At 67.8% G+C, this 23,268-nt stretch carries 22 protein-coding genes and 3 pseudogenes; 17 read left to right on the top strand and 8 right to left on the bottom strand.

All coding sequences use genetic code 11. The features are described from left to right. Positions 1 to 10: 10 nt before the first annotated feature. The gene (locus QM789_RS19305; RefSeq protein ID WP_420353474.1) at positions 11 to 1,720 is read left to right on the top strand and encodes an FAD-dependent oxidoreductase; all 1,710 of its coding nucleotides are present in this window, start codon (positions 11 to 13) and stop codon (positions 1,718 to 1,720) included. Beyond that, positions 1,717 to 2,046: an NIPSNAP family protein gene (locus QM789_RS19300; protein WP_420353473.1), complete on the top strand. Its 330-nt coding sequence runs from the start codon at positions 1,717 to 1,719 to the stop codon at positions 2,044 to 2,046. Before QM789_RS19305 ends, QM789_RS19300 begins: the two co-directional genes overlap by 4 nt. Here QM789_RS19300 and QM789_RS19295 read toward each other — a convergent pair. Further along, complete coding sequence (locus tag QM789_RS19295) at positions 2,007 to 2,504, bottom strand: MarR family winged helix-turn-helix transcriptional regulator (RefSeq protein WP_420353472.1); 498 nt, start codon at positions 2,502 to 2,504, stop codon at positions 2,007 to 2,009. The genes QM789_RS19300 and QM789_RS19295 overlap by 40 nt on opposite strands. A 268-nt stretch (positions 2,505 to 2,772) precedes the next feature. On the opposite strand from QM789_RS19295, the gene QM789_RS19290 reads away from it, so the two are divergent. Further along, positions 2,773 to 4,032, top strand: a complete 1,260-nt coding sequence (locus QM789_RS19290; protein ID WP_420353471.1) for an MFS transporter — start codon at positions 2,773 to 2,775, stop codon at positions 4,030 to 4,032. 35 nt (positions 4,033 to 4,067) lie between these two features. Here QM789_RS19290 and QM789_RS19285 read toward each other — a convergent pair whose 3' ends face one another. From QM789_RS19285 to QM789_RS19275, 3 genes and pseudogenes are all read right to left on the bottom strand, one after another. Then, complete coding sequence (locus tag QM789_RS19285) at positions 4,068 to 4,304, bottom strand: SDR family NAD(P)-dependent oxidoreductase (RefSeq protein ID WP_420353959.1); 237 nt, start codon at positions 4,302 to 4,304, stop codon at positions 4,068 to 4,070. A gap of 103 nt (positions 4,305 to 4,407) precedes the next feature. Continuing rightward, positions 4,408 to 4,827: pseudogene (locus QM789_RS19280) on the bottom strand (SDR family oxidoreductase); the annotation flags it as partial. 75 nt (positions 4,828 to 4,902) lie between these two features. Next, positions 4,903 to 5,949: a substrate-binding domain-containing protein gene (locus tag QM789_RS19275; RefSeq protein ID WP_420353470.1), complete on the bottom strand. Its 1,047-nt coding sequence runs from the start codon at positions 5,947 to 5,949 to the stop codon at positions 4,903 to 4,905. A 122-nt stretch (positions 5,950 to 6,071) separates the two neighbouring features. On the opposite strand from QM789_RS19275, the gene QM789_RS19270 reads away from it, so the two are divergent. From QM789_RS19270 to QM789_RS19255, 4 genes are read left to right on the top strand one after another with little or no spacing between them, the layout of a single operon-like run. Further along, positions 6,072 to 7,190 carry an aryl-sulfate sulfotransferase gene (locus QM789_RS19270; protein WP_420353469.1) on the top strand — a complete coding sequence of 373 codons (1,119 nt, stop codon included), beginning with the start codon at positions 6,072 to 6,074 and terminating at the stop codon, positions 7,188 to 7,190. Continuing rightward, a complete protein-coding gene (locus tag QM789_RS19265) occupies positions 7,181 to 7,933 on the top strand; it encodes an ABC transporter permease (RefSeq protein ID WP_420353468.1) in 753 nt (250 codons plus the stop codon). The genes QM789_RS19270 and QM789_RS19265 overlap by 10 nt, the downstream gene beginning before the upstream one ends. Further along, a complete protein-coding gene (locus QM789_RS19260) occupies positions 7,930 to 8,697 on the top strand; it encodes an ABC transporter ATP-binding protein (protein WP_420353467.1) in 768 nt (255 codons plus the stop codon). Before QM789_RS19265 ends, QM789_RS19260 begins: the two co-directional genes overlap by 4 nt. A 20-nt stretch (positions 8,698 to 8,717) precedes the next feature. Continuing rightward, positions 8,718 to 9,638, top strand: a complete 921-nt coding sequence (locus QM789_RS19255; RefSeq protein ID WP_420353466.1) for an ABC transporter substrate-binding protein — start codon at positions 8,718 to 8,720, stop codon at positions 9,636 to 9,638. A gap of 152 nt (positions 9,639 to 9,790) precedes the next feature. Here the strand turns inward: QM789_RS19255 and QM789_RS19250 are convergent. After that, a pseudogene (locus QM789_RS19250) lies at positions 9,791 to 10,564 on the bottom strand (IS3 family transposase); the annotation flags it as partial. Here QM789_RS19250 and QM789_RS19245 point away from each other — a divergent pair. Next, positions 10,560 to 11,120 (top strand): annotated as a pseudogene (locus QM789_RS19245) (integrase core domain-containing protein); the annotation flags it as partial. The pseudogenes QM789_RS19250 and QM789_RS19245 sit on opposite strands and share 5 nt — an antisense overlap. Before the next feature lie 258 nt (positions 11,121 to 11,378). On the opposite strand, the gene QM789_RS19240 reads toward QM789_RS19245, so the two are convergent. Next, a complete protein-coding gene (locus QM789_RS19240) occupies positions 11,379 to 13,445 on the bottom strand; it encodes a TonB-dependent receptor plug domain-containing protein (protein WP_420353465.1) in 2,067 nt (688 codons plus the stop codon). Positions 13,446 to 13,638: 193 nt separating this feature from the next. On the opposite strand from QM789_RS19240, the gene QM789_RS19235 reads away from it, so the two are divergent. The 9 genes from QM789_RS19235 to QM789_RS19195 all read left to right on the top strand — a co-directional run bounded on the left by QM789_RS19235 (position 13,639) and on the right by QM789_RS19195 (position 21,325). After that, positions 13,639 to 13,848 carry a TOBE domain-containing protein gene (locus tag QM789_RS19235; RefSeq protein WP_420353464.1) on the top strand — a complete coding sequence of 70 codons (210 nt, stop codon included), beginning with the start codon at positions 13,639 to 13,641 and terminating at the stop codon, positions 13,846 to 13,848. Continuing rightward, entirely contained in the window at positions 13,841 to 14,287 is a 447-nt protein-coding gene (locus tag QM789_RS19230; RefSeq protein ID WP_420353463.1) for an SAM-dependent methyltransferase, read from the top strand. The genes QM789_RS19235 and QM789_RS19230 overlap by 8 nt, the downstream gene beginning before the upstream one ends. Beyond that, positions 14,284 to 15,297, top strand: coding sequence for an iron ABC transporter substrate-binding protein (locus QM789_RS19225; RefSeq protein WP_420353462.1), 1,014 nt, complete (start codon positions 14,284 to 14,286; stop codon positions 15,295 to 15,297). The genes QM789_RS19230 and QM789_RS19225 overlap by 4 nt, the downstream gene beginning before the upstream one ends. A 19-nt stretch (positions 15,298 to 15,316) precedes the next feature. After that, positions 15,317 to 16,255, top strand: a complete 939-nt coding sequence (locus QM789_RS19220; protein ID WP_420353958.1) for a FecCD family ABC transporter permease — start codon at positions 15,317 to 15,319, stop codon at positions 16,253 to 16,255. Beyond that, positions 16,252 to 17,013: an ABC transporter ATP-binding protein gene (locus tag QM789_RS19215; protein WP_420353461.1), complete on the top strand. Its 762-nt coding sequence runs from the start codon at positions 16,252 to 16,254 to the stop codon at positions 17,011 to 17,013. The genes QM789_RS19220 and QM789_RS19215 overlap by 4 nt, the downstream gene beginning before the upstream one ends. Before the next feature lie 209 nt (positions 17,014 to 17,222). After that, positions 17,223 to 18,122, top strand: a complete 900-nt coding sequence (locus QM789_RS19210) for a helix-turn-helix domain-containing protein (protein WP_420353460.1) — start codon at positions 17,223 to 17,225, stop codon at positions 18,120 to 18,122. Between the two features lie 189 nt (positions 18,123 to 18,311). Continuing rightward, complete coding sequence (locus QM789_RS19205; RefSeq protein WP_420353459.1) at positions 18,312 to 19,361, top strand: class I SAM-dependent methyltransferase; 1,050 nt, start codon at positions 18,312 to 18,314, stop codon at positions 19,359 to 19,361. Positions 19,362 to 19,481: 120 nt separating this feature from the next. Further along, complete coding sequence (locus QM789_RS19200) at positions 19,482 to 20,201, top strand: ABC transporter ATP-binding protein (RefSeq protein ID WP_420353458.1); 720 nt, start codon at positions 19,482 to 19,484, stop codon at positions 20,199 to 20,201. Between the two features lie 434 nt (positions 20,202 to 20,635). Continuing rightward, positions 20,636 to 21,325, top strand: coding sequence for a SufD family Fe-S cluster assembly protein (locus QM789_RS19195; protein ID WP_420353457.1), 690 nt, complete (start codon positions 20,636 to 20,638; stop codon positions 21,323 to 21,325). 413 nt (positions 21,326 to 21,738) lie between these two features. Here QM789_RS19195 and sigJ read toward each other — a convergent pair whose 3' ends face one another. Together sigJ and QM789_RS19185 are read right to left on the bottom strand one after the other, a co-directional pair. Beyond that, positions 21,739 to 22,605 carry an RNA polymerase sigma factor SigJ gene (gene sigJ, locus QM789_RS19190; protein WP_420353456.1) on the bottom strand — a complete coding sequence of 289 codons (867 nt, stop codon included), beginning with the start codon at positions 22,603 to 22,605 and terminating at the stop codon, positions 21,739 to 21,741. 22 nt (positions 22,606 to 22,627) lie between these two features. Beyond that, entirely contained in the window at positions 22,628 to 23,068 is a 441-nt protein-coding gene (locus QM789_RS19185; RefSeq protein WP_420353455.1) for a carboxymuconolactone decarboxylase family protein, read from the bottom strand. Positions 23,069 to 23,268: the final 200 nt, after the last annotated feature.

The following is a 23,268-nucleotide window of genomic DNA, read 5'->3' as shown; positions in this document are numbered from 1 at the left end:
GGAGCCGAATATGTCCGTGAAGAATGCCTATGATATGGTCGTGGTCGGCTCTGGCGCCGCGGGGCTGACCGCCGCGATCACCGCGAAGAAGGCGGGGCTGTCGGTCGTGGTTCTGGAAAAGGCGCCGGTCTTTGGCGGCACCACCGCCTTTTCCGGCGGCGTGGTCTGGATCCCCGGCAACCCGCATTACGAGGCCGAGGGCTATACCGAGGACCGCGAGGCCGTCCACACCTATATGAAGAGCGAGGCGGGCAACAAATACGATGCCGGTTTCGTCGATGCCTATCTCGACCACGGCCCCGAGATGCTGCGCTTTCTGGAGCGGGAGACCGAGGTCAGGTTCGTCCGCACCCTCTACCCCGATTACCACCCGGAGGAAGCGGGCGGCGTGCAGATCGGCCGCTCGGTGACGGCGGCGGCCTATGACGGGCGCCGTCTGGGCAAGGAGTTCAAGCGTCTGCGCCCGCCGCTCAGGACGATCACCTTCATGGGGATGATGTTCAATTCCTCGAACAACGACCTGAAGCATTTCTTCAACGTCACCAGATCGCCGGTGTCGGCGGCCTATGTGGCAAAGCGGCTGGCGGTGCATCTGACGCATCTGGCGCGCTATGGCCGGGGCGTGCAGTTGACATCCGGCAATGCGCTGGCGGCGCGGCTGGCGAAATCGGCCTTCGACCTCGGCATCGAAATCGTGACCGAAGCGTCGGTGACGGAACTGACCCGCGAAGGCAACCGCGTCACCGGCGTGATCGTCACCCTCAACGGCCAGCGGCGCAGCATTGCCGCCAACCGGGGCGTGCTGCTGGCGGCGGGCGGTTTCGCGCGCGATGCCAGCCGGACCGCGGCGCATTACCCGCATTTGCAGGACGGCGGAGAACATTTCACCCCCGTCCCCGAGGGCAACACCGGCGACGGCATTGCGCTCGGCGAGGCGGTGGGCGGCCATATGTCCGCGGGCTTGCCGAATGCCGCCGCCTGGATGCCGGTGTCCAAGGTGCCCTATCCGGACGGCGAGATCGCCTTCCCGCATCTGGTGGACCGCTACAAACCCGGCTTCATCATGGTCACCGCCTCGGGGCGCCGCTTCGTCAACGAAAGCTGGTCCTATCACGACGTGGGCCGCGCGATGATCGAGGCCTGCCACGGCAGCGGGAAAACCGAAGCCTGGCTGATCGCCGATCACCGCACGATCCGCAAATACGGCATCGGCTTCGTGAAGCCCTATCCGATGCCGCTCGGCCCGCATCTGCGTTCGGGCTACCTGCGCCGGGGCCGGACGGTTCCGGATCTGGCCCGCAGCATCGGTGTTGATCCGACCGCGCTCGCCGATGAAATCCGCACCTATAACGAAGGCGCGCGGGTGGGCGAGGACCGGCAGTTCGGGCGCGGCACCTCGGCCTTCAACCGCTATCTGGGCGATGCGAACCACGGGCCGAACCCGAACGTGGCCCCGATCGAGCACGGCCCGTTCTACGCGCTGCGCATCGTGATGGGCGATCTGGGCACCTTCCCGGGCCTTGTCACCGATACGCAGGCGCGGGTGCTGGATACGCAGGGCGTGCCGATCCCGGGCCTTTGGGCGGCGGGGAACGATGCGGCGTCGATCATGGGCGGCGCCTATCCGGGCGCGGGCATCACCATCGGCCCGGCAATGACCTTCGGCTATGTCGCCGCGCGCGCTATCGCCGGCCAACCTGCTACGGAGAAGACAAAATGATCACCGCCCCCACCGACCGCCCTTTGGTCAACCTGCGCTATTACACCATCGCGCCGCGCAAGATGGGCGAATTCCTCGATGTCTTCGGCCGTCTGGCGATGCCGGTGCTGATCGAAACCCTCGGCGCGCCGATCGGGTTTTATACCAGCGCGGTCGGCCCGCTCAATCAGGTCGTGCACCTCTGGGCCTATCGCGATTTCGCGGACATGGAGGCGCGTTGGGCCGCCCGCGATGCGCATCCCGATTTCCCGGCCTACCTTCGGGCCTCGGCGCATCTGGTCGTGGCTCAGGAGGACCGGCTGCTCAGGGCGGCACCGCTGTCCTGAGCGCGGCTCTGCGCGTCTTCCTCGACCCGGGGGAGATTGGCGATCAGGCGGTGGAAGTAATCGAGCAACTGCTCGAACTCCGCCGCCGAAAAGCCATCGAGCAATGCCGCCTCCCGTGCCCGCGCCACCGGCAGGACGTCGCGGTGCAGGGTCCAGCCCGCCGGGGTCAGCGCCGCCTCGCGCCGCCGCCGGGCACCGTCGCGCATCTCGACCAGACCGCGCGTCTCCATCCCCGACAGCGCCCGGCTGACCGAACTTTTGTCGAGCCCGATCGAATTCGCCATCGCGATGACATTCGACCACGGTTCGACCGCAAGGTGGCACAGCACCCGCCACTCCACCACGCCGATGCCGAACCGGCGGTGGTATTCCTGCGACGCCCCCGCGCCCAGACGGCTGGAGAAGCTGGTGCTCAGCGCACCGATGCAGCGTTGAAGATCGAAACGGTCCTGATCCATGGGCCCTCCTGCGGCCTGCCTATACCATTGCCGCGCAAGCCCAAAGACCGGAAGGGAAATTTCCCGCTCCGCGCCGGGTTTTTCGCCCGGACCGCATGAACCATAACCCACGGGATATGTATCCGCCGGAAAATATCATCTTTTCGCATGCCAAGGGAATATTGCTGCCCCAACACGCGCCTTCTACTCTCGCCCTCCGGACGGGGCAGCGCGCGCGCTGCCATCGGGTTGAGGAGCCCGACCGTCCTGACCCAGGAAGGAGAAACCCGTGTCCCCCACCTCGCCCCAGAGTATCTCTCCGCGCACCGTCGCGCTGTTGTGCTGGATCGCCGTCGTCCTTGACGGGTTCGATCTGGTCGTTCTCGGCGCCCTGATCCCGACGCTGACGGGCGGCGACACCCCCTGGATGACCCCCGCCGAGGCCACCTTCGTTTCCACCATCAGCCTCGTCGGCATGACGCTTGGCGCGCTGTCGATCGGCATCGCGACCGACTGGCTCGGCCGGCGCAAGGCGATGGTCTGGGCGGTCTTCGCCTTTTCCGCGCTGACGCTGGCCTGTGCCTTCGCCACGAATTACATCCAGCTGGGCCTGTTCCGGTTCCTCGCGGGCTTCGGCCTTGGCGGCTGCCTGCCGACGGCGATCGCGATGGTGACGGAGTTTTCCCGCGGCAAGGCGGGCAAGGCCTCGACCTCGGTGATGACCGGCTATCACGTCGGCGCGGTGGCAACGGCGCTTCTGGGCCTCGTGCTGCTGCCGTGGCTTGGCTGGCGGGCGATGTTTCTGGCCGGGGCGATCCCGGGCTTCGTCCTGGCGCCCCTGATGCTGAAATACCTGCCGGAATCGCCCTCCTTCCTGCTCGCCAAGGGCCGCAAGGCCGAGGCCGAGGCGATCGCCGCGCAATACGGCCTGACCCTCACCGCCCCAGCGGCGGCGGAGCACACCTCCATCAGCGCGCTGTTCCGCCACCCGTTCCTGCGCAATTCGCTGGCGATCTGGGTGACTTCGTTCATGGGGCTGCTGCTGGTCTATGCGCTCAACACCTGGCTGCCAAAGCTGATGGTGGCGGCGGGCTATGGCCTGACCGGCGGGCTGTGGCTGCTGCTTCTGCTCAATGCCGGGGCGATCTGCGGGCTGCTGGTGGCGGGCCGGGTCGGCGACCGGATCGGGCTGAAGCCCGCGGCACTGCTGTGGTTCCTGTGCGGGGCGGTGCTGCTTGCGGCGCTGTCGGTGCGGATGCCGGCGCCGCTGCTGTATCCGATGGTGTTCCTCACCGGCTGCTTCGTGTTCTCGGCGCAGGTGCTGGTCTATGCCTTCACCGCCGCAAACCACCCGCCCGGGATCCGCGCCACCGCGCTTGGCATGTCGGCGGGGGTCGGGCGTCTGGGCGCGATCACCGGCCCGCTTCTGGGCGGCACGCTGGTTTCCATGGGGATCGGCCATCCGTGGGGCTTCTATGTCTTTGCCGTGGTGGGGCTGCTGGGCGCCGTCGCGCTGGCCACGACCCGCGTCTTCCATCAGGGCGCCTGATCCGGTCGGGCCCGGCTTTCACCGGGCCCCTCCGCTTAGTATCCGGGCCGGGGCACCAGCCCCATCAGCACCTGCGACAGCCCGCCATCCACGACGATCTCCTGCCCGGTGACATAGCCCGCCCGGGGCGAGGCCAGGAACAGCACCGCATCGGCCATATCCGCCGGGGTCGCGATCCGCTGCATCGGCACGATCTTCTCCCGCCGCGCCTTGACCTGCGGATCCTCGTAGAACTTTTCGGACATCGGCGTCAGCACCAGCCCCGGGCTCACCACGTTCGAGCGCACGCCCCGCGGCCCCCATTCCGCCGCCAGCTGCCGCGAGAAGCATCACCACCCCCGCTTTTGAGGCCGAATAGGCCCCGCTCATCGGTTGCGGCTGGCTCCCCGCGATCGAGGCGACATGGACCAGCGCCCCCGACCCACGCGCCAGCATCCCCCGCCCGAACGCCTGCGCCGCCAGCATCCCCCCCGTCAGGTTGACCGCCAGCATCAGGTTCCAATCCGCCTCGGACACGGATTCGAGCGGGCCGGGCCGCAGGATCCCGGCGTTGTTGACCAGAATATCGGCCTCGATCCCCTCTGCCGCCGCCGCGATCTGCGCCGCCCGCGACAGGTCGCAGACCCGCGCCACGCCGCCCAGTTCATCGGCCAGTTCCGTCAGCCGGTCGCCCGCCCGGTCGATCAGCACCAGCCGCGCGCCCTCAGACGCAAAGGCCCGGGCGATCGCCTCGCCAATCCCCCCGGCGGCCCCCGTCACCACCGCCGTCTTCCCTTCGAGTTGCAGCCATCCCATCGCGGATCCTCCCATCACGAGTGTTGCTATCGCAACATATTTCCACCCCGGGCATCGCGCAATAGCCATGCGCCCCTATCGCGTCGATCCGCGCGGGATCAGCCGGGGCGGCGCGACCGGGGTGGCGGGCGGCACCCCCTCCCCCGCGATCAGCGCCAGCAGCAGCCGGATGCAATGGGCCGCCGCCTCCGGCAGGTTCAGATCCACCGCCGTCAGGCCCGGAACCTCCTGCCGCGCGCGCAGCCCGTCATAGCGCGTCGCGATCCTCAGGTCATGGGGCACCACCAGCCCCAGCCCCCGCGCCGCCGCCATCACCCCCGACGCAAAGGTATCGACCGGCACCAGAACCGCGTCGATGTCCCGGCGCGCCAGCCGTTCGGTCATCAGCGCGGCGGAACCGGCCTCCCCGGCGGCTTCGGGCAGGCGCAGCACCTCGGGCACCATGCCGCGCTCCGCCGCGAAGGCGCGATAGGCGCGGATCGTCTCCTCATGCACCACGCGATCCTCCTGCCCGGTCAACAGGGGGAACCGCCGCGCGCCCGCCCCATACAGATGGTCGCACAGCAGCCGGGTGACGGCGGGATAATCCAGATCGACATGCACCCAGTCCGGCACCGGCGGCTGGCCGATCACCACGACGGGCAGCGCCTGTGCCCGCAGCGCCCTGAGGAACGGATCCTCGCGCAGCGGTTCGATCACGATGGCGCCGTCGAGCGCGATCCGGTCGAGAAAGCCCTCCGCCTCCGCCTCGGCGGGCAGCAGGGTCACCGCGATGCCATGGCGTAGCGCGACCGGCGCGACGGCCGCCACCACCTCCATCAGAAAACCCAGCCGCGACGACCCGCCCGCCACCTGCCACGGCATCGACGAACACACCGCGATCAGGTTCGACCGCCCATGCCGCAGCGCCCGCGCCGCCCGGTTCGGCACATAGCCAAGCGCTGCGATCGCCGCGTCGATCCGCGCCCGCGTCTCCGGATCGACCTGCCGCTTGCCCGAGAGCGCATTCGACACCGTGCCCGCCGACACCCGCGCCGCCCGCGCGACATCGAGAATCGTCACCCGCTTCGGCGCTTTGTTCTCAGCCTGCTGCCCGGATGGCGGATCGGAGTATTTTTTCATCGCTCATACCCCCCGGGAGGAAAGATCCCCTGCGTTGTGGGCCAGGGGACCGGAACCCCCTTGTCCTCTGGTTTGGTGGTGCGGCACAAGGTCATTAAAACGTTTTAATTTGGAATGGCGGAATGACACCTCTGATCGAAATGGACCAGGTTACTCGCAGGCGCGCGGGCATCGGCCTGCGTGGACATGAACCGCAGAACAGCGCGGGGGGCTATACGCTTTATGCGCCGCAGACGGCGGGCGGGCTGGTGGAGCTGGTGGCGATGGACGGCACCCCGGCGCATCAATGGCACCTGCCGGTGCGGCCCGGGCGGGATGCGGTGATCCTGAAGAACGGCAACCTCGGCTACAACGGTTCGCATGCGACCTCGGTCGGGCTGTATCCCGCCTGGGACATCTGGCATGGCGGCGATTTCATGGAGGTTTCGCCCGCGGGCGAGATCCTGTGGCGATATGAGGATCCGTTCCACCACCACGATGGGCAGTGGCTCGACAACGGAAACCTGCTTTATACCGCCGCCGCGCCGATGCCCGCCGACAAGGCCGCCCGCGTGACCGGCGGCGATCCGCGCAAGGACGGCGCCGATGGCGTGATTCAGTCCGACATCGTGCGCGAGGTGAACCGCAAGGGCGAGACGGTCTGGGAATGGCGCGCGTGGGAGCACCTCGACCCGCGCGATTTCCCGATCCACGAGATCTTCGACCGCCGCCACTGGCCGATGATCAACGGCCTGTCGCTCACCCGCGACGGGCTGGTGCTGATGAGCCTGCGCACCACCTCGGGCGTGATCGCGGTGGACCGGGCGACGGGGGCCGTGCGCTGGCATGTCGCGGGCGATACCGTGACGCAGCAGCACGCCCCGGTGGAGATGGAGGACGGCACGATCCTCGCCTTCGACAACGGCAATCTGCGGCGCGGCATGTCCTCGACCCATTCGCGCGCGGTGCAGTTCGACCCGCTGACCGGCGCGGTCACCTGGCGCTATGTGGACAACGTGCCGAACAGCTTCTTTTCGCCCTTCATGGGCTCGTGCGAGCGGCTGTGGAACGGCAACACGCTGATCTGCGAAAGCGCCTTTGGCCGGTTGTTCGAGGTCACGCCCGAGGGCCGCGTGGTCTGGGAATATGTCATCCCGCATTTCAACGAATATCCGGCGCCGCTGAACCGCTTCATCACCGGGGCGCAGAATTCCTGCTTCAAGGCGCATCGCTACCGCGCGGAATCCCTGCCATGGCTGTGAGGATCCCCCCCGCGGTGGTGTCCTTCGGGCTGGTGCTGGCGCTATGGGGCGCGGTCTCGGCCAGCGGCCTGGTGCCCGCGCTGTTCCTGCCCTCCCCGGCGGAAACCTGGCGCGCGCTGACCGAGCTTTGGGCCAATGGCACGCTGGGGCGCGACCTTGCGGTTTCGCTCGGGCGGGCGGCGGTGGGCTTTGGCATCGGGGCGGTTCTGGGCGTGCTGATCGGCCTCGCCACCGGGCGGATCCGGATCGTGCGGGCGGTGCTGGAGCCGTTCTTCACCCTGCTGCGCCCGATCCCGGCGATCGCGCTGGTGCCGCTGGCGATCGTGTGGTTCGGCATCGGCGAGGGGTCGAAATATTTCGTCATCTCCTATACCGTCTTCCTCGCCGTCTGGTTCAACACCCATCAGGGGATGGAGTTCATCCCCCGGATCTACGGCCTTGCGGCGCGCTCCATCGGGGTTTCGGGGCCGCGCGAATTCTTCTTCGTCTCGCTGCCCGCTGCGGCGCCGCATATCTTTACCGGCATCCGGCTGGGCGTGGCGCTGGCCTTCCTCAGCCTGATCGCGGCGGAACTGTCGGGGGCGTCCTCCGGCCTTGGCTTCCGCTTGCAGGAGGCGCGGCAGTATCTGCGCACCGACCGGATGTTCGCGCTGCTGATCCTGCTCGGCCTCTTGGGCGCCAGCTTCGATTGGCTGGTGGCGCGGATCGGGCGGCGGCTGATCCATTGGCAGGGGGCAGCATGACGACCGGGGCCGAAGTCATCCTCAAGGGCGTCGAGGTCCGTTTCAACCGGGCCGTGGCGCTGCCCGCCACCGATCTGACCCTTGAACGCGGGCGGTTCACGGCGCTGGTCGGGCCTTCGGGCTGCGGCAAGTCCACGCTGATGAATGTCGTCGCCGGGTTTCAGCCGCTAAGCGCGGGCGAAGTCCTGCTCGACGGTCGCCCGATCGCCGCGCAATCCGACCGGATCGGCGTGGTGTTTCAGCAATATGCGCTGTTTCCGTGGATGACCGCGCTTGGCAATGTCCGCTTCGCGCTGCGCTCGCTCGGCCTTGGCCGGGCCGAGGAAAAGGCCCGCGCCGAGGAAGCGCTGGCCGAGGTCGGCCTCTCCGACCACATGCGCAAATACCCCGCCCAGCTGTCGGGCGGCATGCGGCAGCGCGTGGCGCTCGCGCGCAGCTTCGTACGCCGCCCGGCGCTGCTGCTGATGGACGAACCCTTCGGCGCGCTGGATGCGCAGACGCGGCTGTCGATGCACCGGCTGCTGTCGCGGATCTTCCTCAAGGCCGGGGCCACGGTGCTGTTCATCACCCATGACATCGACGAGGCGCTGATGCTCGCCGACCGGGTTCTGGTGATGAGCCCGGGGCCGGGCCGGATCCTGCGCGATTACGCGATCGACCTGCCGCGCCCGCGCAACCCCGCTGAGCTTCCTCACGCCGTCAAGGCCGAGATCCTCGACCTGCTGCATCCCGCCTTCAGCCAGACCTGCCCGCCTTCAACCTGACCCGAATGACAGGATTTCCCATGCGCTTCTCCGTCCTTCTCGCCGCCTTCGCGCTCATGCCGCTCGCCGCGCTGGCCGAACCGCTGTCCATCGCCTGGTCGCCCTCGCCGCAGACGCCGCAACTCGATGTCGCCCGCGCCAAAGGCTACCTCGACGAAGCCGGGCTCGACCTCACCGTCACCACCTTCCAATCGGGGCGCGAGGCGTTCGAGGCGCTTCTGGGCGGGCAGGCCGATCTGGCGGCGATGGCCGAATTTCCCGCCGCCACCGGGATCCTGACCGGGCAGCCGTTCCGGATCGTGGCGGAACTGTCGCATTTCACCGGCAGCCGCATCATCGGCAGCACCGACGCCGGGCCGCTGACCACGCCCGCAGACCTGAAGGGGCGGCGGATCGGCACCACGCTTGGCACCAATGTCGATTTCGCGCTGTCGAGCCTGCTCGCCGAAGCCGGGGTGACGGCGGAGATCGTCAACGTCGGCCCGGGCGACCTTGCGGCGGCGCTGGCGCGCGGCGATGTCGAGGCGGTCTCGGCCTTCCCGAACGCCTATCCGCAGATCCGTCAGGCGCTTGGCGCCCGCGCGGCCGAAATCCCGAACGATGCCTATGAGCCCTATTTCATCGTCACCGCCACGCTCCCCGCCGCGACGGGCAAGGCAGCGGAAATCGGCAAGCTGCTCGACGCCTTCCGCAAGGCCGACGCCTTCATCGCCGCCCATCCGCAGGAAGCCGCGCAGATCATGTCCGACGCCACCAGCGGCAACATCTCCGCCGAACAGGTTCTGGCACAATGGCAGGACACGGTGATCGGCGTGGGGCTGAGCGACAACCTCGCCGAACTGCTGGTGCGGCAGGGCGGCTGGATCGTCGATCAGGGCCAGATCCGCGCCGAAAAACCCGACCTCGCCACGGTGAAAGGCTTCTTCCCGGACCCGCACTAGGCCCCCGATGTGCCCGGAGGGACGGCTGCATCTGTCCGTGTCTCATCAGTGAACGGTGAAAAGAACCAATGATTTATGGATACCGTCGCCCCCTGACGAAGGCGGTGACATATGCCGCCGAAGGTGGCCCAGGTTGCTATGACTCCCGACACTCATCCATCTGATGCTAGAGTCGGCGGTTGAATTTGGCGCGGTTGCTCCGACGGGGCAATGGGCGATCTGCGCAGCGGTTCAGATGCGCGAAGCAGATCGCCCATTGCGGTGATTTGGGCGGCAAAGACCACCGGGGCCTGATAGCCGAGAGCTGAATGCGGCCGCTCGGTGTTGCAGGAGTGAGTCCGGCGAGCCACGGCCGCTCGTGCATGGTCAATGCCGAAGAACAGGGTCTCTTTCAGCAACTCGTCACGCATTCGACCGTTGAAGGCTTCGCAATTGCCGTTTTGTATGGGCTTGCCCGGCGCGATGTAGTGCCATTTCACCTGCATCTTCTCCGCCCATTCCAGGATCGCGTTCGAGGTGAACTCTGTGCCATTATCGCTGACGATCACGCCGGGCTTTCCGCGCTGCTCGATCAGCGCCGTCAGTTCCCGGGCAACCCGGCGGCCGGAAATCGAGGTATCGACCACGGCTGCCAGGCTCTCCTTGGTGACGTCGTCGATCACGTTCAGGATGCGAAAGCGCCGCCCGTCAGCGAACTGATCCTGGACGAAATCGACCGACCAGCGGGCGTTTGCCACGGCCACTGTCACCAGCGGTGCCCGGGTTCCGATAGCGCGTTTGCGGCTGCGACGACGGCGCACCGACAGGCCCTCCTCGCGATAGAGCCGCTGGGTTCGCTTGCGGTTCAGCACATGGCCGTCCCGCTGGAGGATCACATGCAGGCGCCGATAACCGAACCGCCGATGCGTCTCGGCGGCATCGCGCAACAAGCATCCGAAGCGCCGGGTGAAGGCAAAGCTGCGCGAGGACCGTCAGGAGGCCTCCGGGCCAAACGAAGTATGGGCGATGGATTTTGTCCATGACCAACTCGCCTTGGGCAAGAAACTGCGGATCCTGACCATCGTGGATATCCATTCGCGCTATTGTCCGGCGACGGATCCACGATTTGCTTACCGGGGCGAGGACGTGGTTCAGACCTTGGAACGGGTCTGTCGGCAGATCGGCTACCCGCAGACGATCAGGGTCGACAACGGCAGCGAGTTCATCTCCCGCGACCTGGATCTGTGGGCCTATGCCAACGACGTCACATTGGACTTCTCCCGACCGGGGAAACCCACCGACAACGGCTTCATCGAGGCGTTCAACAGCAAGCTGCGGGCGGAATGCCTGAACGCCCACTGGTTCATGGATCTTGCGGATGCCCGCGAAAAGTTGGAGGCTTGGCGCAGAGACTACAACGAGGTCCGGCCTCACAGCGCGATCGGTTACAACGTGCCGATCGACCTGCATATTCCCGGTGGCGCAACCAGCCCGCCCCTGTGATCAGAGCCGCAAAACTCCAGATCGCGGCGGTCCAAGGTCGGGGAGCAGAGCATTCTTGGGCCGGACTCTAGCATCAAATGGAGGAATTATCGGGGGTCACAGCAAAGGCGACCAGTGGTATCGTGGGGTCACGCCCGACGACCGGGGCGGACCCCGATCACCAGCGCCGCCGGTGTGACCTGCGCGGTTCACGCGGAATTTCCCCGAAACGGTCTGGCATGCCGGGCTGGCCCCGGCTGCCCGAGGCCCCCCATCCCGTCAGAACGTCATCCGGGTGGTGAGGAAGAAGCTCCGGCCCGGCTCCGGGAAACCCTCGACCAGTTGATAGTTCCGGTCGAAAATGTTGCGGACACCGAAGGCAAAGCTGGCCTGCTCCGTCACCTGCCACTCCGCGTCGAAATTGGCGAGCGCGAAGCCCCCCATCCGGCTATAGGCGACCTGGGCCGGATCCGCGGGCTGGATCGCGGCATCGGACAGCCGCGCGCCCGAAACCTCGACCGAGGGCGAGAGCGTCAGGTTTTCCCGCGCCTTCCAGTCCAGCCGCAGATAGGCGGTGTGGCGCGGCGTGTCGGTCGGGCGGTAGTCGGCGCGGATCGGATCGTCGATGCCGCGATGCAGCCAGGTGTAATTCGCCGCCAGCCCGAGCGCGTCGCTGATCTCCCAACGCGTCGCGATCTCAAAGCCGGTATAGCGGCCATCGCCGACATTGCGGCTCTGCCACAGGGCCTCGTCCTCGCTGTTGCGCCCGCCGGTCGGGACCGACTGGATCATGTCGCGCACCCGGCTGTGGAACAGCGCGGCCTCGATCCGGGCGGGGCCGAAATCGCCGCCATAGCCGATTTCGGCATTCAGCGCGCGTTCGGATTTCAGCCCCGGATTGGGCACGGCGCGGCCAAAGCGCGTGCTGTAGCGGTCGAACAGCGTCGGGAAGCGGGTGCGCGACGACAGGCTTGCGTGGAATTCGCCATTGCCCTCGGGCTGCCAGATCGCCGCCATCTGCCAGTTCACCGCATGGGTCGAACCGGTCGGCTGGCCCCGGTCTGTGGCGGTGCGGTCGGCCTGCAACACCTCGGCCCGGTCATAGCTGATCCCGGCGACGAAACGCAGGTCGTCGCGCATCTGCCAGCTATCCTCGACCGCCAGCGACCAGGTTTCCTCCTTGCTCACCTCGGTCGGATCCGCGCCGATGCCAAGGCCGGGCTGCGGCGTCTGGATCGAGCGGTGGCGGTCGCGGCGGTAATGCAGCGCGGCGCGCAGGGTGTTGTCCGCAGGCAGATCGACGCCGCCCTCAAGGCTCAGCCCCCAGGCGCGATCCTTGTAACGGCTATCGAACGCGCGGCGCACGGTCTGCGACGCATGGGTGGAATCGTCCCAGGCCGACAGCAGATTGTCGAAGCTGTTGTAATAGGCGCGGGTCTTCAGATAGCCCCCGCCCAGATCGGTGTGTGAATAAAAGGCGAGGCTCTCCAGATCCCATTCCGGCCAGGTCCAGTCCCGCTGCCAGCTCTGCCCCAGGCCGGGCGGATCGGTGCGGCCCCGGATCGGCTGATCGACGTTATAGGGCGCCTCTTTCTCGCCGGTCTGGCGGGTGTAGCTCAGGACATATTCATCCGTCGCATTGGGCGTCCAGCCCGCCTTCAGGTTCAGGCGGCTGTCATCGGTGGCGCTGTTGTCGCGCGCGCCCTTGCCCTGCTGCGGGCGGGGTTTGTAGTCGCGCGAGAGATAGAACCCGTCGTTGTCGCGGCGCAGATAGCTGCCCTGCACCCACCACGCATCCCGCTTTGCGCCCAGCGACAGGAAGCCCGTCCGCGCAGAGATGTCGCCCCGGTTGCCCGCCTCGATGCCCAGCCGGGCCTCGCCCTCGAACGGCCTGACCGGCTGCCGGGTGACGAGGTTGATCGCCCCGCCCATGCCCCCCGGCCCGTCCAGCACCGAGACATAGCCCTTCTGCACCTGAATCTCCGCAAGATCCGGCGTCACGAAGCGGCCATAATCCAGCCGGTTGTCGGCCGGCAGATAGACCCGGATGCCATCGACCGACAGCGGCACCTGAAACCGGTCGAAGCCGCGCACAAAGATCAGCCGCTCGTTCCGGCTGCCGCCGGTATTGCCGACCTGCACCCCGGGCACGGTCCGCAGCGCATCATCCAGCGTGGCACGGTTTTCGCGCAGGACATCATCCGGGGTCACGCGGCTCGTGGTGCCGGTGCCATCTTCGGCCCGCACCGTGATCGTGCCCAGAACGAAGGGGGTTTCCTGCGCCGCCAGTGGTGCGCCCCCCAGAATCGTGGCGCCGACCAACCCCGCCCGTATCGCGACCCGCATGCACGTCCCTCCTGTCCCTTTCGGGGAATCGTTGTGTTTGGCGAAACATAATGGAACGGAGCCGGACGGCACAAGGCCGCAGGGAGTTGCAAGCCCCCCACGATATGTTCCATTATACATATGGAAGCTGCGGGAGGCGCCGGGGCCGATCCTGGCCTGCCTGCGCAACCATTGTCGAACAAGGAGCCTGAAGATGAAACTCAGCGCAAGAAACGTCCTGCCCGGCACCGTGGTCGAGATCGTCACCGGCGCGGTGACCAGCCATGTCCGCATCGACCTCGGCGGCAGCGTGGTGACCGCCTCGATCACCAACGAGGCGGTGAAGGATCTGGGCCTTGCGGTCGGGGCCCGCGCCTCGGCGGTGATCAAGGCGTCGGATGTCATGGTCGGGGTCGATGACTGATCTGCGCCCGCACGAACTGACGGTGCCGGTTCCCGATCGGTTCGATGCGCAGTTGTGGTTCATCGGCCGGATCCGCACGCCCTGGACCGAGCGCGGCCACTGCCCGCGCCGGGGCGACCCGGAGGCCGGGCCCGACTGCCGGATCGAACTGTTCGAGCCCTGGACCCCGGGCCTGACCGGGATCGCGCGGCACGACCGGGTGCAGGTGCTCTATTGGATGGACAGGGCGCGGCGGGATCTGGTCCTGCAAAACCCGGGCTTTGGCGACAGCGCGACCGGCACCTTTGCCCTGCGCTCGCCGGTGCGGCCCAATCCGGTGGCCTCTTCGGTGGTGCGGCTTCTGGCGGTGGATGGGCCGGTGCTGACGGTGCGGGGGCTGGATTGCCTCGACGGCACCCCGCTGATCGACCTGAAATCGGACTGCGGAGCCCTGCCATGATCGCCCTCACCCGCCGTCTGGTTCTGGCCTTTCTGCTCGCCACGCCTGCGTTCGGGGGCGAGACCCTGACCGATGCCGCCGGGCGCGTGGTCGAGGTGCCCGCCCGTCCGGAGCGGGTCTTTGCCGCCGGGCCGCCCGCCGCCGTGCTGCTCTATGCGCTGAAGCCCGGGGCGATGGTCGGCTGGGTCCGGGCGCCGAAACCGCAGGACCGGCCCTTTCTGCGGCCCGAAGTGGCGGACCTGCCCGAACTCGGGCGGCTGACCGGGCGGGGCGGCACGCTGAACCTTGAGGGGCTGCTTGTCACGCGGCCCGACCTGATCGTGGATTACGGCACGGTGAACCCGACCTATATCGACCTTGCCGACCGGGTGCAGGACCAGGCGGGCGTGCCCTATGTGCTGATCGACGGCGGGCTGGACGACACGCCCCGCACGATCCGGCAGATGGCGGGGGTGCTGGGCGTGCCCGAGCGCGGCGAAGCGCTGGCCGCCCATGCCGAACGGGTGCTGGCCGATACCGATGCGGTTCTGGCGCGCGTGCCGCAGGGGGACCGCCCGCGGGTCTACCTCGCGCGCGGGCCGGAGGGGATCGAGACCGCCGGGCCCGCCTCGGTCAATGCCGAGGTCATCACCCGCATCGGCGCGCATAACGTGGCCGAGACCGACAGCGACGGGCTGGCCGTGGTGTCGCCCGAACAGGTGCAGGCCTGGGCGCCCGACGTGATCCTCGCCACCAGCCCCGATTTCGCCGCAAATGTCGGCAAGATGCCGGAATGGCAGGGGATACCGGCGGTGGCGCAGGGGCGGGTCTATCTGATCCCCGCGGCGCCCTTCGGGTTTGTCGACGCGCCGCCCTCGGTCAACCGGCTGGCGGGGCTGATCTGGCTCAGCCACCGGCTTTATCCGGGCGCGGCGACGGGCGATCTGCGCGACCGGATCGCCGGGTTCTACGAACTGTTCTACGGCCAGCGCCCGGATGAGGCCGCGCTGAGGGCGCTGCTGGGTGAGTGAGCGGCGCACCCTTGGCCTCATGCTCGGGCTGATCGTCGTGATGGCGGTGGGTGCGGCGACGGGGCCCTATCCGATCCCGCTGCGCGTGCTGCTTACCGGCGGCGATCCGCAGGCGGAAACGGTGCTGTGGAACATCCGCCTGCCCCGGGTTCTGGCGGCGGCGATGGTGGGGGCGGCGCTCGCGGCGGCGGGTGCGGCCTATCAGACGACCTTCCGCAACCCGCTGGTTTCGCCCGATATTCTGGGCGTTTCGGCGGGGGCGGGGTTTGGCGCGGTGCTGGGCATCCTGCTCGGCTGGCCGGTGATGGCGATCCAGATGCTGGGCTTCGGCACCGGGCTCGGCACCGTCGCGCTGGTGCTGGGGCTGACGCTGGCGCTGCGGGGCGGGGGGCAGGTTCTGGTGATGGTGCTGTGCGGCATCGCCATCGGCGCGCTGGCGGGGGCGGGGATTTCTCTGGTCAAGCTGCTCGCCGATCCGGATCAGCAACTGCCCGCGATCACCTTCTGGCTGATGGGCAGCCTTGCGGGGGTCAAGCGCGCGGACCTTGCCCCCGCCCTGCCCGCGCTGATCGTCGGGATCGCGCCCTTGATCGCGCTGCGCTGGCGGATCGGCCTTCTGGCGATGGGCGATGACGAGGCCCGCGCGATGGGCATCCACGCCACCCGCCTGCGGCTGCTGGTCATCGCCTGCGCCACGCTGATGACGGCGGCGGCGGTGGCGATGGCGGGGGTGATCGGCTGGATCGGGCTGATGGTGCCGCATATGGCGCGGCTGCTGACCGGCCCGCGCTTCGACCGGCTGCTGCCTGCGGCGGTGCTGATCGGGGCGGGGTTCATGGTGCTGGTCGATACCTGCGCGCGCAGCATCGCGGTGGTGGAGGTTCCGCTCGGCATCCTCACCGCCGTGCTGGGGGCGCCGCTCTTCGTGTGGCTGCTGGCGCGCGGGGGCCGGGAATGAGCCTGATCGAGGCCACGGATCTGGCCATCGGGCACAGCGGCCACGCGCTGATCCGGGGGGTTTCGCTGCGGCTGGAACCGGGCCGCGTGCTGTGCCTGCTGGGCCCGAACGGGACGGGGAAAACGACGCTGTTTCGCACCCTTCTGGGCCTGATCCCACCGGTTCAGGGCCGGATCACGCTGGACGGCACGCCCCTCCCCCGCCTGTCGCGCGCCGAAATCGCCCGCCGCCTCGCCCATGTGCCGCAGGCGCTGAGCACGCCTTTTGCCTTCACCGCGCTGGATATTGTTCTGATGGGGGCGGCGGCACGGCTTGGCCCCTTTGCCCGCCCCGGCCGCACCGAGACCGCCCGCGCGATGGCTTCCCTCGCCCGCCTCGGCATCAACGATCTGGCCGGGGCGGAGGTCACGCGGCTTTCGGGCGGGCAGCGGCAACTGGTGCTGATCGCCCGCGCGCTCGCGCAGGAGGCCCGCGCCCTGGTGATGGACGAACCCACCGCCAGCCTCGATTTCGCGAACCGCTTGCAGGTCGGACAGGCGATCCGCGCGCTCGCCGATGCCGGAACCGGGATCATCCTGTCGAGCCACGACCCCGACCACGCCGCCGCCATCGCCGACCATGCCCTGCTGCTCAACCGCACAGGCGTCGTCGCCTCCGGCCCGGTGGCTGACGCCATGACCGCCGAAACCCTCTCCCGCCTTTACGGCATCCCGGTGCGGCGGGACAAAACCCCGGACGGCCGCCTGCACTTCTGGTAGCCCGCGCGGCGATCCGGCGCGGAGCCGAGCTTTGCACCCTGCCCGTCGTCAACGGGCAAAGGCTTCCCCGCGACCATCCCCCTCGGAGTTGGCCGCCTTACGGAAACCCGGATCGGCGGCGGCTTGCGGAGGGCCGCGAAATCGGGAACACTGATCCGCCTGCCCTCCGCCGTGGCCGGAGCGCCTGACCCTGCTGTGGACGCCTCGGGATGACCCTCATCGAACCCCATCGCTTCACGCCGCGCGAAACCGGCAATGCGACCCGCGTCACCCTTCCCGGCCTGCATCGCAGCACCCATGTCGATGTGCTGCGGATCAGCGACGGGCTGGTGCTGGCCCATAGCCACTTTTCGCCCGCGACCCGTCATGACGCCGAAATCCGCCGCCCCGGGGATCAGGTGATCCTGGCGATCAACCTCTCGGGGCGGATGCGGCTGATCGAGCCGAACGGAGGGGCGCATGACATGTCCGGCGGGCAGGCATGGATGATCCGCTGCGGCGGAAACCGCATGCAGCGGGTCGTGGAGAAGGGGGAGGGCTGCGCGAATCTGGTCATCGCGGGGACGCTCTCGCGGATGGGCCCCCGGCTGGCCGGATTGTGCCATCGCGCCCTGCCCCGGCACGCGCCCTTTCGACGGCTGCGGCTGCCGATGCCGGGCGGCGCCGTTCTGGATACGCTGCGGGACGGGCGCACCGATCCGGCCGCGCTGCTGCGCAAGGAGGGCCAGTGCCTTGCCCTCCTCGGCCATGCGTTCGAGGAACTGGCGGCGGATGGCCCGGCGGATCCGGCCCTGCTCACCGGGCGGCTGAGCGCGCTGCTGTCCGAACGTCTGGCCGGGCCGATCACCATGGCCGAGATCGAACAGGCGGCCGGTCTCAGCCACGTCACCCTGAACCGGATCTTTCGCGCCGAAACCGGCATGACCATCTTCGCGCGGCTGCGCGAGATGCGGATCGAGGCGGCGGAACGCATGATCCGGCACACGGACCGAAGCATCACCGAGATCGCGGCGGAATGCGGCTTTGCCGATGCCAGCCATCTGTCACGGGTCTTCCGCAAGCGTTACGGCACAACGGCAGGCGCGTGGCGGCGCAGAGGGAATCCCTGACCGGTTTCGCCAGATTCAAGGCTTCTTTCGCCCGTTACAAGCCTTCTGCCCGGCGCCATGCCAGAGCCTTTGTCAAAGGAGGCCGCCCATGTCCCGAACATCCCTGAGGTTTTGCCTGACCACCACCCGTTGCGGCGTGCGCGCATGCGCCCGGAAAGGCGCGATCACCGGCGTGAACCGGAGGATGTCATGGTGACGCCGGAACACCGGACGGGCGCGGGCCTGCTGCTCGAAACGCTGGAAGGGCCGATCCGCCATGCGCTTCTGGACTGGGCGCTGACGGTGGGGATTTTCGATCTTTGCGCCGACCCGGCCCCGGTTGATGATCTGGCCGCAGCGCTGCATCTGCGGCCCGACAGGTTGCTGACGGTGCTGCGGGCGCTGGCGGCGGCGGGGTTTGTGCGGCCCGAAGCGGCCGGGTTCCGCACCGCGCCGGAGGTTCTGCCCTTCGTCGCCACCGGCAGCCCGCGCAATATGGTCGAGACCCTGCGCGCATTGGCGACGACCCGGCACACCGGGCTCGACCGGATCGCGGCGCTGCTGGCCGGTGGTGACGAGGCGCCGGGCAAACCGCTGTTCGACGCCGCGCATTGGGACGCAAGCCACCGCTCGCTCGCGGCCTTTCACCGTGCCCTGGCCGCCGATGCGATGGAACCCTGCCTGACCGGCCTGCCGGAATGGCCGCGGGCCCGGACCCTGCTCGACATCGGCCCGGGGTCCGCGGTGCTGGCCCGGCGGCTTCTCGCGCGGCGGCCGGATCTGCGGGTGACGCTGTTCGACCTGCCCCCCGTCGCGGAACGGATCCGTCACGACGCGGCGGACCTGCCCGTCGCCATTCTGGGCGGCAGCTACAACGAGACCCTGCCCGAGGGTCCGTTCGACATTATCTGGTGTTCGATGACGCTTTATTTCCACGACCGGGGCCTGCCCGCGCTGATCGCCCGGCTGGCAGAGCGCCTTGCGCCGGGCGGGGTGCTGGTCAGTTTCCACGAGGCGCTGACCGATGCCCGCACCGCGCCGCCCGAACATGTGATCGGGCGGCTGATGCCCGCGCTGCGCAGCGGCGATACCTCGTTCACGGAGGGCGAGATCGCGCGGGCGATGGCCGGTGCCGGGCTGTTGCGCGCGAGTGTCGAGACCATTTTCACCCCGTTCGGGCGCTATCGGCTCGACAGCGCGCGCAAGGGCCCCGCTCGCCCCTGTTCGATTGATCCGAACATCGCCCCCGGTGGCGGATGACTTGCGCCAGATCAAGGCGCGTTCGCGTTCGCCCCGAATATCATGATCCTGTTTCCGGCAGGCCACGCCCTTTCCGCAGCGGGTCCGGTTTTTCAAACCACATGAGCAGGAGGAAGGCTCGTGGCCGCAACGCTAGAAATCCGCAATCTGGATGTTTCCGCCGGGGAGGCGCAGATCCTCTCGGGCGTCGATCTGACCGTGAGGGAGGGCGAGCTGCATGTGCTGTTCGGCCCGAACGGTTCGGGGAAATCGTCGCTGCTGGCGGCAATCATGGGGCTGCCGCCGTTCCGGGTGACCGGGGGCGAGATCCTGTTCCGGGGCCAGCGGATCGACACGCTGGCGGTCGATGAACGCGCGCGCCTCGGCATCGGCATGGCGTTCCAGCGCCCGCCCGCGCTCGACGGGGTGACGGTCACCGGCCTGGCCGATGCGCTTGGCGCCGGCGACCGGCTGCGGGCCGAGGCCGCCGCGCTGGACCTCGAACCCTTCATCGGGCGCGGCATCAATCAGGGCTTCTCGGGCGGCGAGATCAAGCGGTGGGAGATCCTGAAGCTGTTTCTTCAGCAGCCCGACCTTCTGCTTTTCGACGAGCCGGAAAGCGGGGTCGATCTGGAACATATCGCGGCGGTCGGATCGGCCATCGACCGGCTGATGCAGGGGCCGAAGGGGCGGCGGACCGGATTGGTCATCACCCATACCGGCTTCATCCTCGACCATCTGACGGCGGATGTGGGTCATATCATGGCCGGGGGGCGGATCGTCCATTCCGGCGATCCGCGGGCGCTGTTCACCCATATCCGCAACCACGGCTATCGCGCGCCCGCCGCGCAGATGGCGTGAACAGGAGTGACGACCATGACCATCCACACCCCTCCCCTGTCGGCGGAAGAGGTCGCGCGGCTGGCGCGCCTTGGCTATGCGACGGATGCCGAACGCGCGGGCACCTGTATTCTGGTCGATCAGGGCGTGCGCCATATCTCGGTGCAGGACAATCAGGTCGAAATCCTGCCCATCGCCGAGGCGCTGAAGCGTTACGACTGGGTGCAGGATCTGATGTTCTCGCTGATCGCGCCGGACCATGACGAACACGTCCGGCAGGCGTCCGAAAGCACCGACCCGCCACTGGGCCATTTCGTCCGGGTGATGGAGGGCGCGAAACTGCGCCTGCCGGTGCAGCTTTTCGACATGATCGAAACCCCGCAGCAGCGGCAGTTCTTCCACAACATCACCGTGGTTGAAAGGGGGCGGAGGTCGATTTCGTCACCGGCTCCTCGGTGTCGGGCAATGTGCGCGCGGGGCATCACGTCTCGATCTCCGAAAGCTTCCTGCGCGAGGGGGCGACCTGCCGCTCCGTCTCGGTCGAGCAATGGGGGGCGGATATGCAGGTCCATTCCTATGCCCGCAGCCGCATCGCCCGGGGCGCGCATTCGGTGGCGACGAACATCATGATGTCACCGCTGCGCCACCACCAATCGCACAGCGTGACCGAAATCGCGCAGGACGGATCGTCGAGCGATCAGGCCATCGTCTTCGCCCCCGAAGGCACCACCCGGATCATGGACAGCGAAATCCGCCTGACGGGGCGCGGCGCGAGTTCCGACAGCGTGACGCGGATGGTCACCGCGGGCGGACATATCACCAACCGCAACCTGCTGGTGGGGGCCGCACCGGGCACGCGCGGCTTTCTGGGCTGTGACGGGCTCAGGCTGGGGGCGGCGGGGGAGATCGTCTCCATCCCCGGCCTGCGTGCCGAAAGCGCGGAGGCGCAACTGTCGCACGAGGCCTCGATTGGCATGATTTCGGCGGAGAAGATGGCCTATCTGATGGCCACCGGCCTGACCGAGGACGCCGCGCGCGACCTGATCCTGCAAGGCTTCCTGCGGCTCGACGAAAGCCACATGCCCGAAGCCATGCGCGCCGAGGTCACGGCGATGATCGCCGCCGCGAAATCCGGATCCATGTAGCGCGGCTGTTCCGCATGCGGCCCGGGGCGATAGTCGCCACGACAATCGCTCCGAAAGCCGAAGACATGGGGTTACGCCCGCGCGGCGTTTCCTCCGCAGTTACCGGCATGAACGGGTTTCGCCCGGGCCGGATCGCGGGATCGTCCCGGCCCGGGCAAGGGGTCGGGATGATCCACCGCCCGCCCTCCGGGGGGTGCCCGGAAACGCTGGCGTCCATAAGCGGCAATGGCCGTCCGGCCCGGGCGCCGTTGGATCGTCCGGTCATCGAACAAGCCACGCCGCGCGCAGCCTGGGGCAATGCGCTTCTTCGGACAGGGTGAGTAGCGCCTCCCGACTACTGATCCGCAAACGCACCATGAAGCCCCAATCTCCGCATGCCCTACGGCTTCGCCGGAATAATGCCTGATCTCCCCTCAAATCGCGCCCCCCTCAAATCGCGATAATTTCTCCGGGTTGCGGGTAATGAATATTCCGGAAAGCCTCCCCTCGACATCGCATGAAAAACTGACCGAGGCCGCAATCCGGCCATTCTCGCACAGAAGAGCCCCTCGGAAACCATTCAGCGATATTGGCCTCCACGCGTAATTCTTCCAGAATATTCCGAGCTTCCCGGAAATGAAGTCAAGCACGTCGATCCTGCCGACGAGCGGTTCGGGATTGGCGGGAACCTTGCCTCCGCCATCCGCGCGGAGTTCAATGTCCTCGGAAAGGCGCGCGGCAAGTCGTGTTGTATCGCCCGTCTCCACGGCCTGCCGAAAGGCCGAAAGCAGCGCGTCCTGCCGCTCCAAAGACACCGTATTCCGCTTCCCCCGGTGCCCGACTCCCGCCCGCGCGCGCGACACCAGCTTGCGGCACGCCGCTTCGGTCACGCCCAGCGTTGCCGCGACATCCGCATGGGACTGATCGAACACCTCGTGAAGCAGATAGGCCGCCCGCTCCTTCGGCGAAAGCCGTTCCAGAACAAGCAGAAACGCCATCGACAGCGAAGACGCCAGTTCCGCAGCATCCTCGGGTGTCGCCGCTTCGGCCGTCTGCACCGGCTCGGGCAGCCAGATGCCGATATAATCCACCCGCGCCCGTTGGGCCGATTGCAGCAGGTCGAGACAGTGACGGGTGCAGACCGTCGTCAGCCAGGCCGCCGGATTTCCGATCGCGGCCCGATCGGCCCTCAGCCATCGGACACAGGTTTCCTGAACGGCATCCTCGGCATCGGCGACGGACCCCAGCATGCGATAGGCGAGGCCGGTCAGAAACCGGCGCCGCTCCTCGAAGAGACGCACATGCTTTCGCCCGTCATCCCGTTCAATGCGCCGAAATCCGAATACGGTTCCAGACATTGATCATCGTTATATTGGCGGTCACCGCACCGATTTCTTCGTCGGTAAAATGTGCGCGCAGCTCCGCGCGGAGCGGCCCGTAATCCGCGCCATGCTCCAGCCGCGTCAGCGCCTCCGTCCATGCCAATGCGGCGCGTTCGCGCGGCGTGAAATCGCTGACATCGCGCCAAACGACAAGACGATGCAGGCGATCATGCGTTTCGCCATCCTCAAGCGCCTCCCTGACGTGCAGCTTTATGCAATGCGCGCATTCATTGATCTGCGATGCACGCAACAAAATCAGGTGATACAGGCGGCGCTCCAACCCGTGCGCGTCGATGGCGCCATGCACCTTCAGGAAGGCCTCTAGGACGTCGGGAATGGACTTCTGATAGCTGAAGGGTGCGGTGGTCTCGTGTTCGGTCATGGTGGTTCCTTCCTCAGGACGGTCTTACCTTGATATGACGAACCAGCGCATCGGTTTGTGACGCGCCCGTGGAAATCGGCACGGAGGCCAGGCACCTCGCCGAAATCACCGTGGTCGCTGGGGGACGGACAGTTGCGCCCGGCCTGGAGGCATCTGCAATTCGGCCGCCAAACCCCCACCTCGCTTCGGCACCCCGGTCA

This window comes from Paenirhodobacter sp., assembly GCF_047600745.1.
GTDB lineage: Bacteria > Pseudomonadota > Alphaproteobacteria > Rhodobacterales > Rhodobacteraceae > Rhodobacter.
Note: the sequence above shows the minus strand (reverse complement) of the source record. Positions and strands in the feature narration are given on the sequence as shown.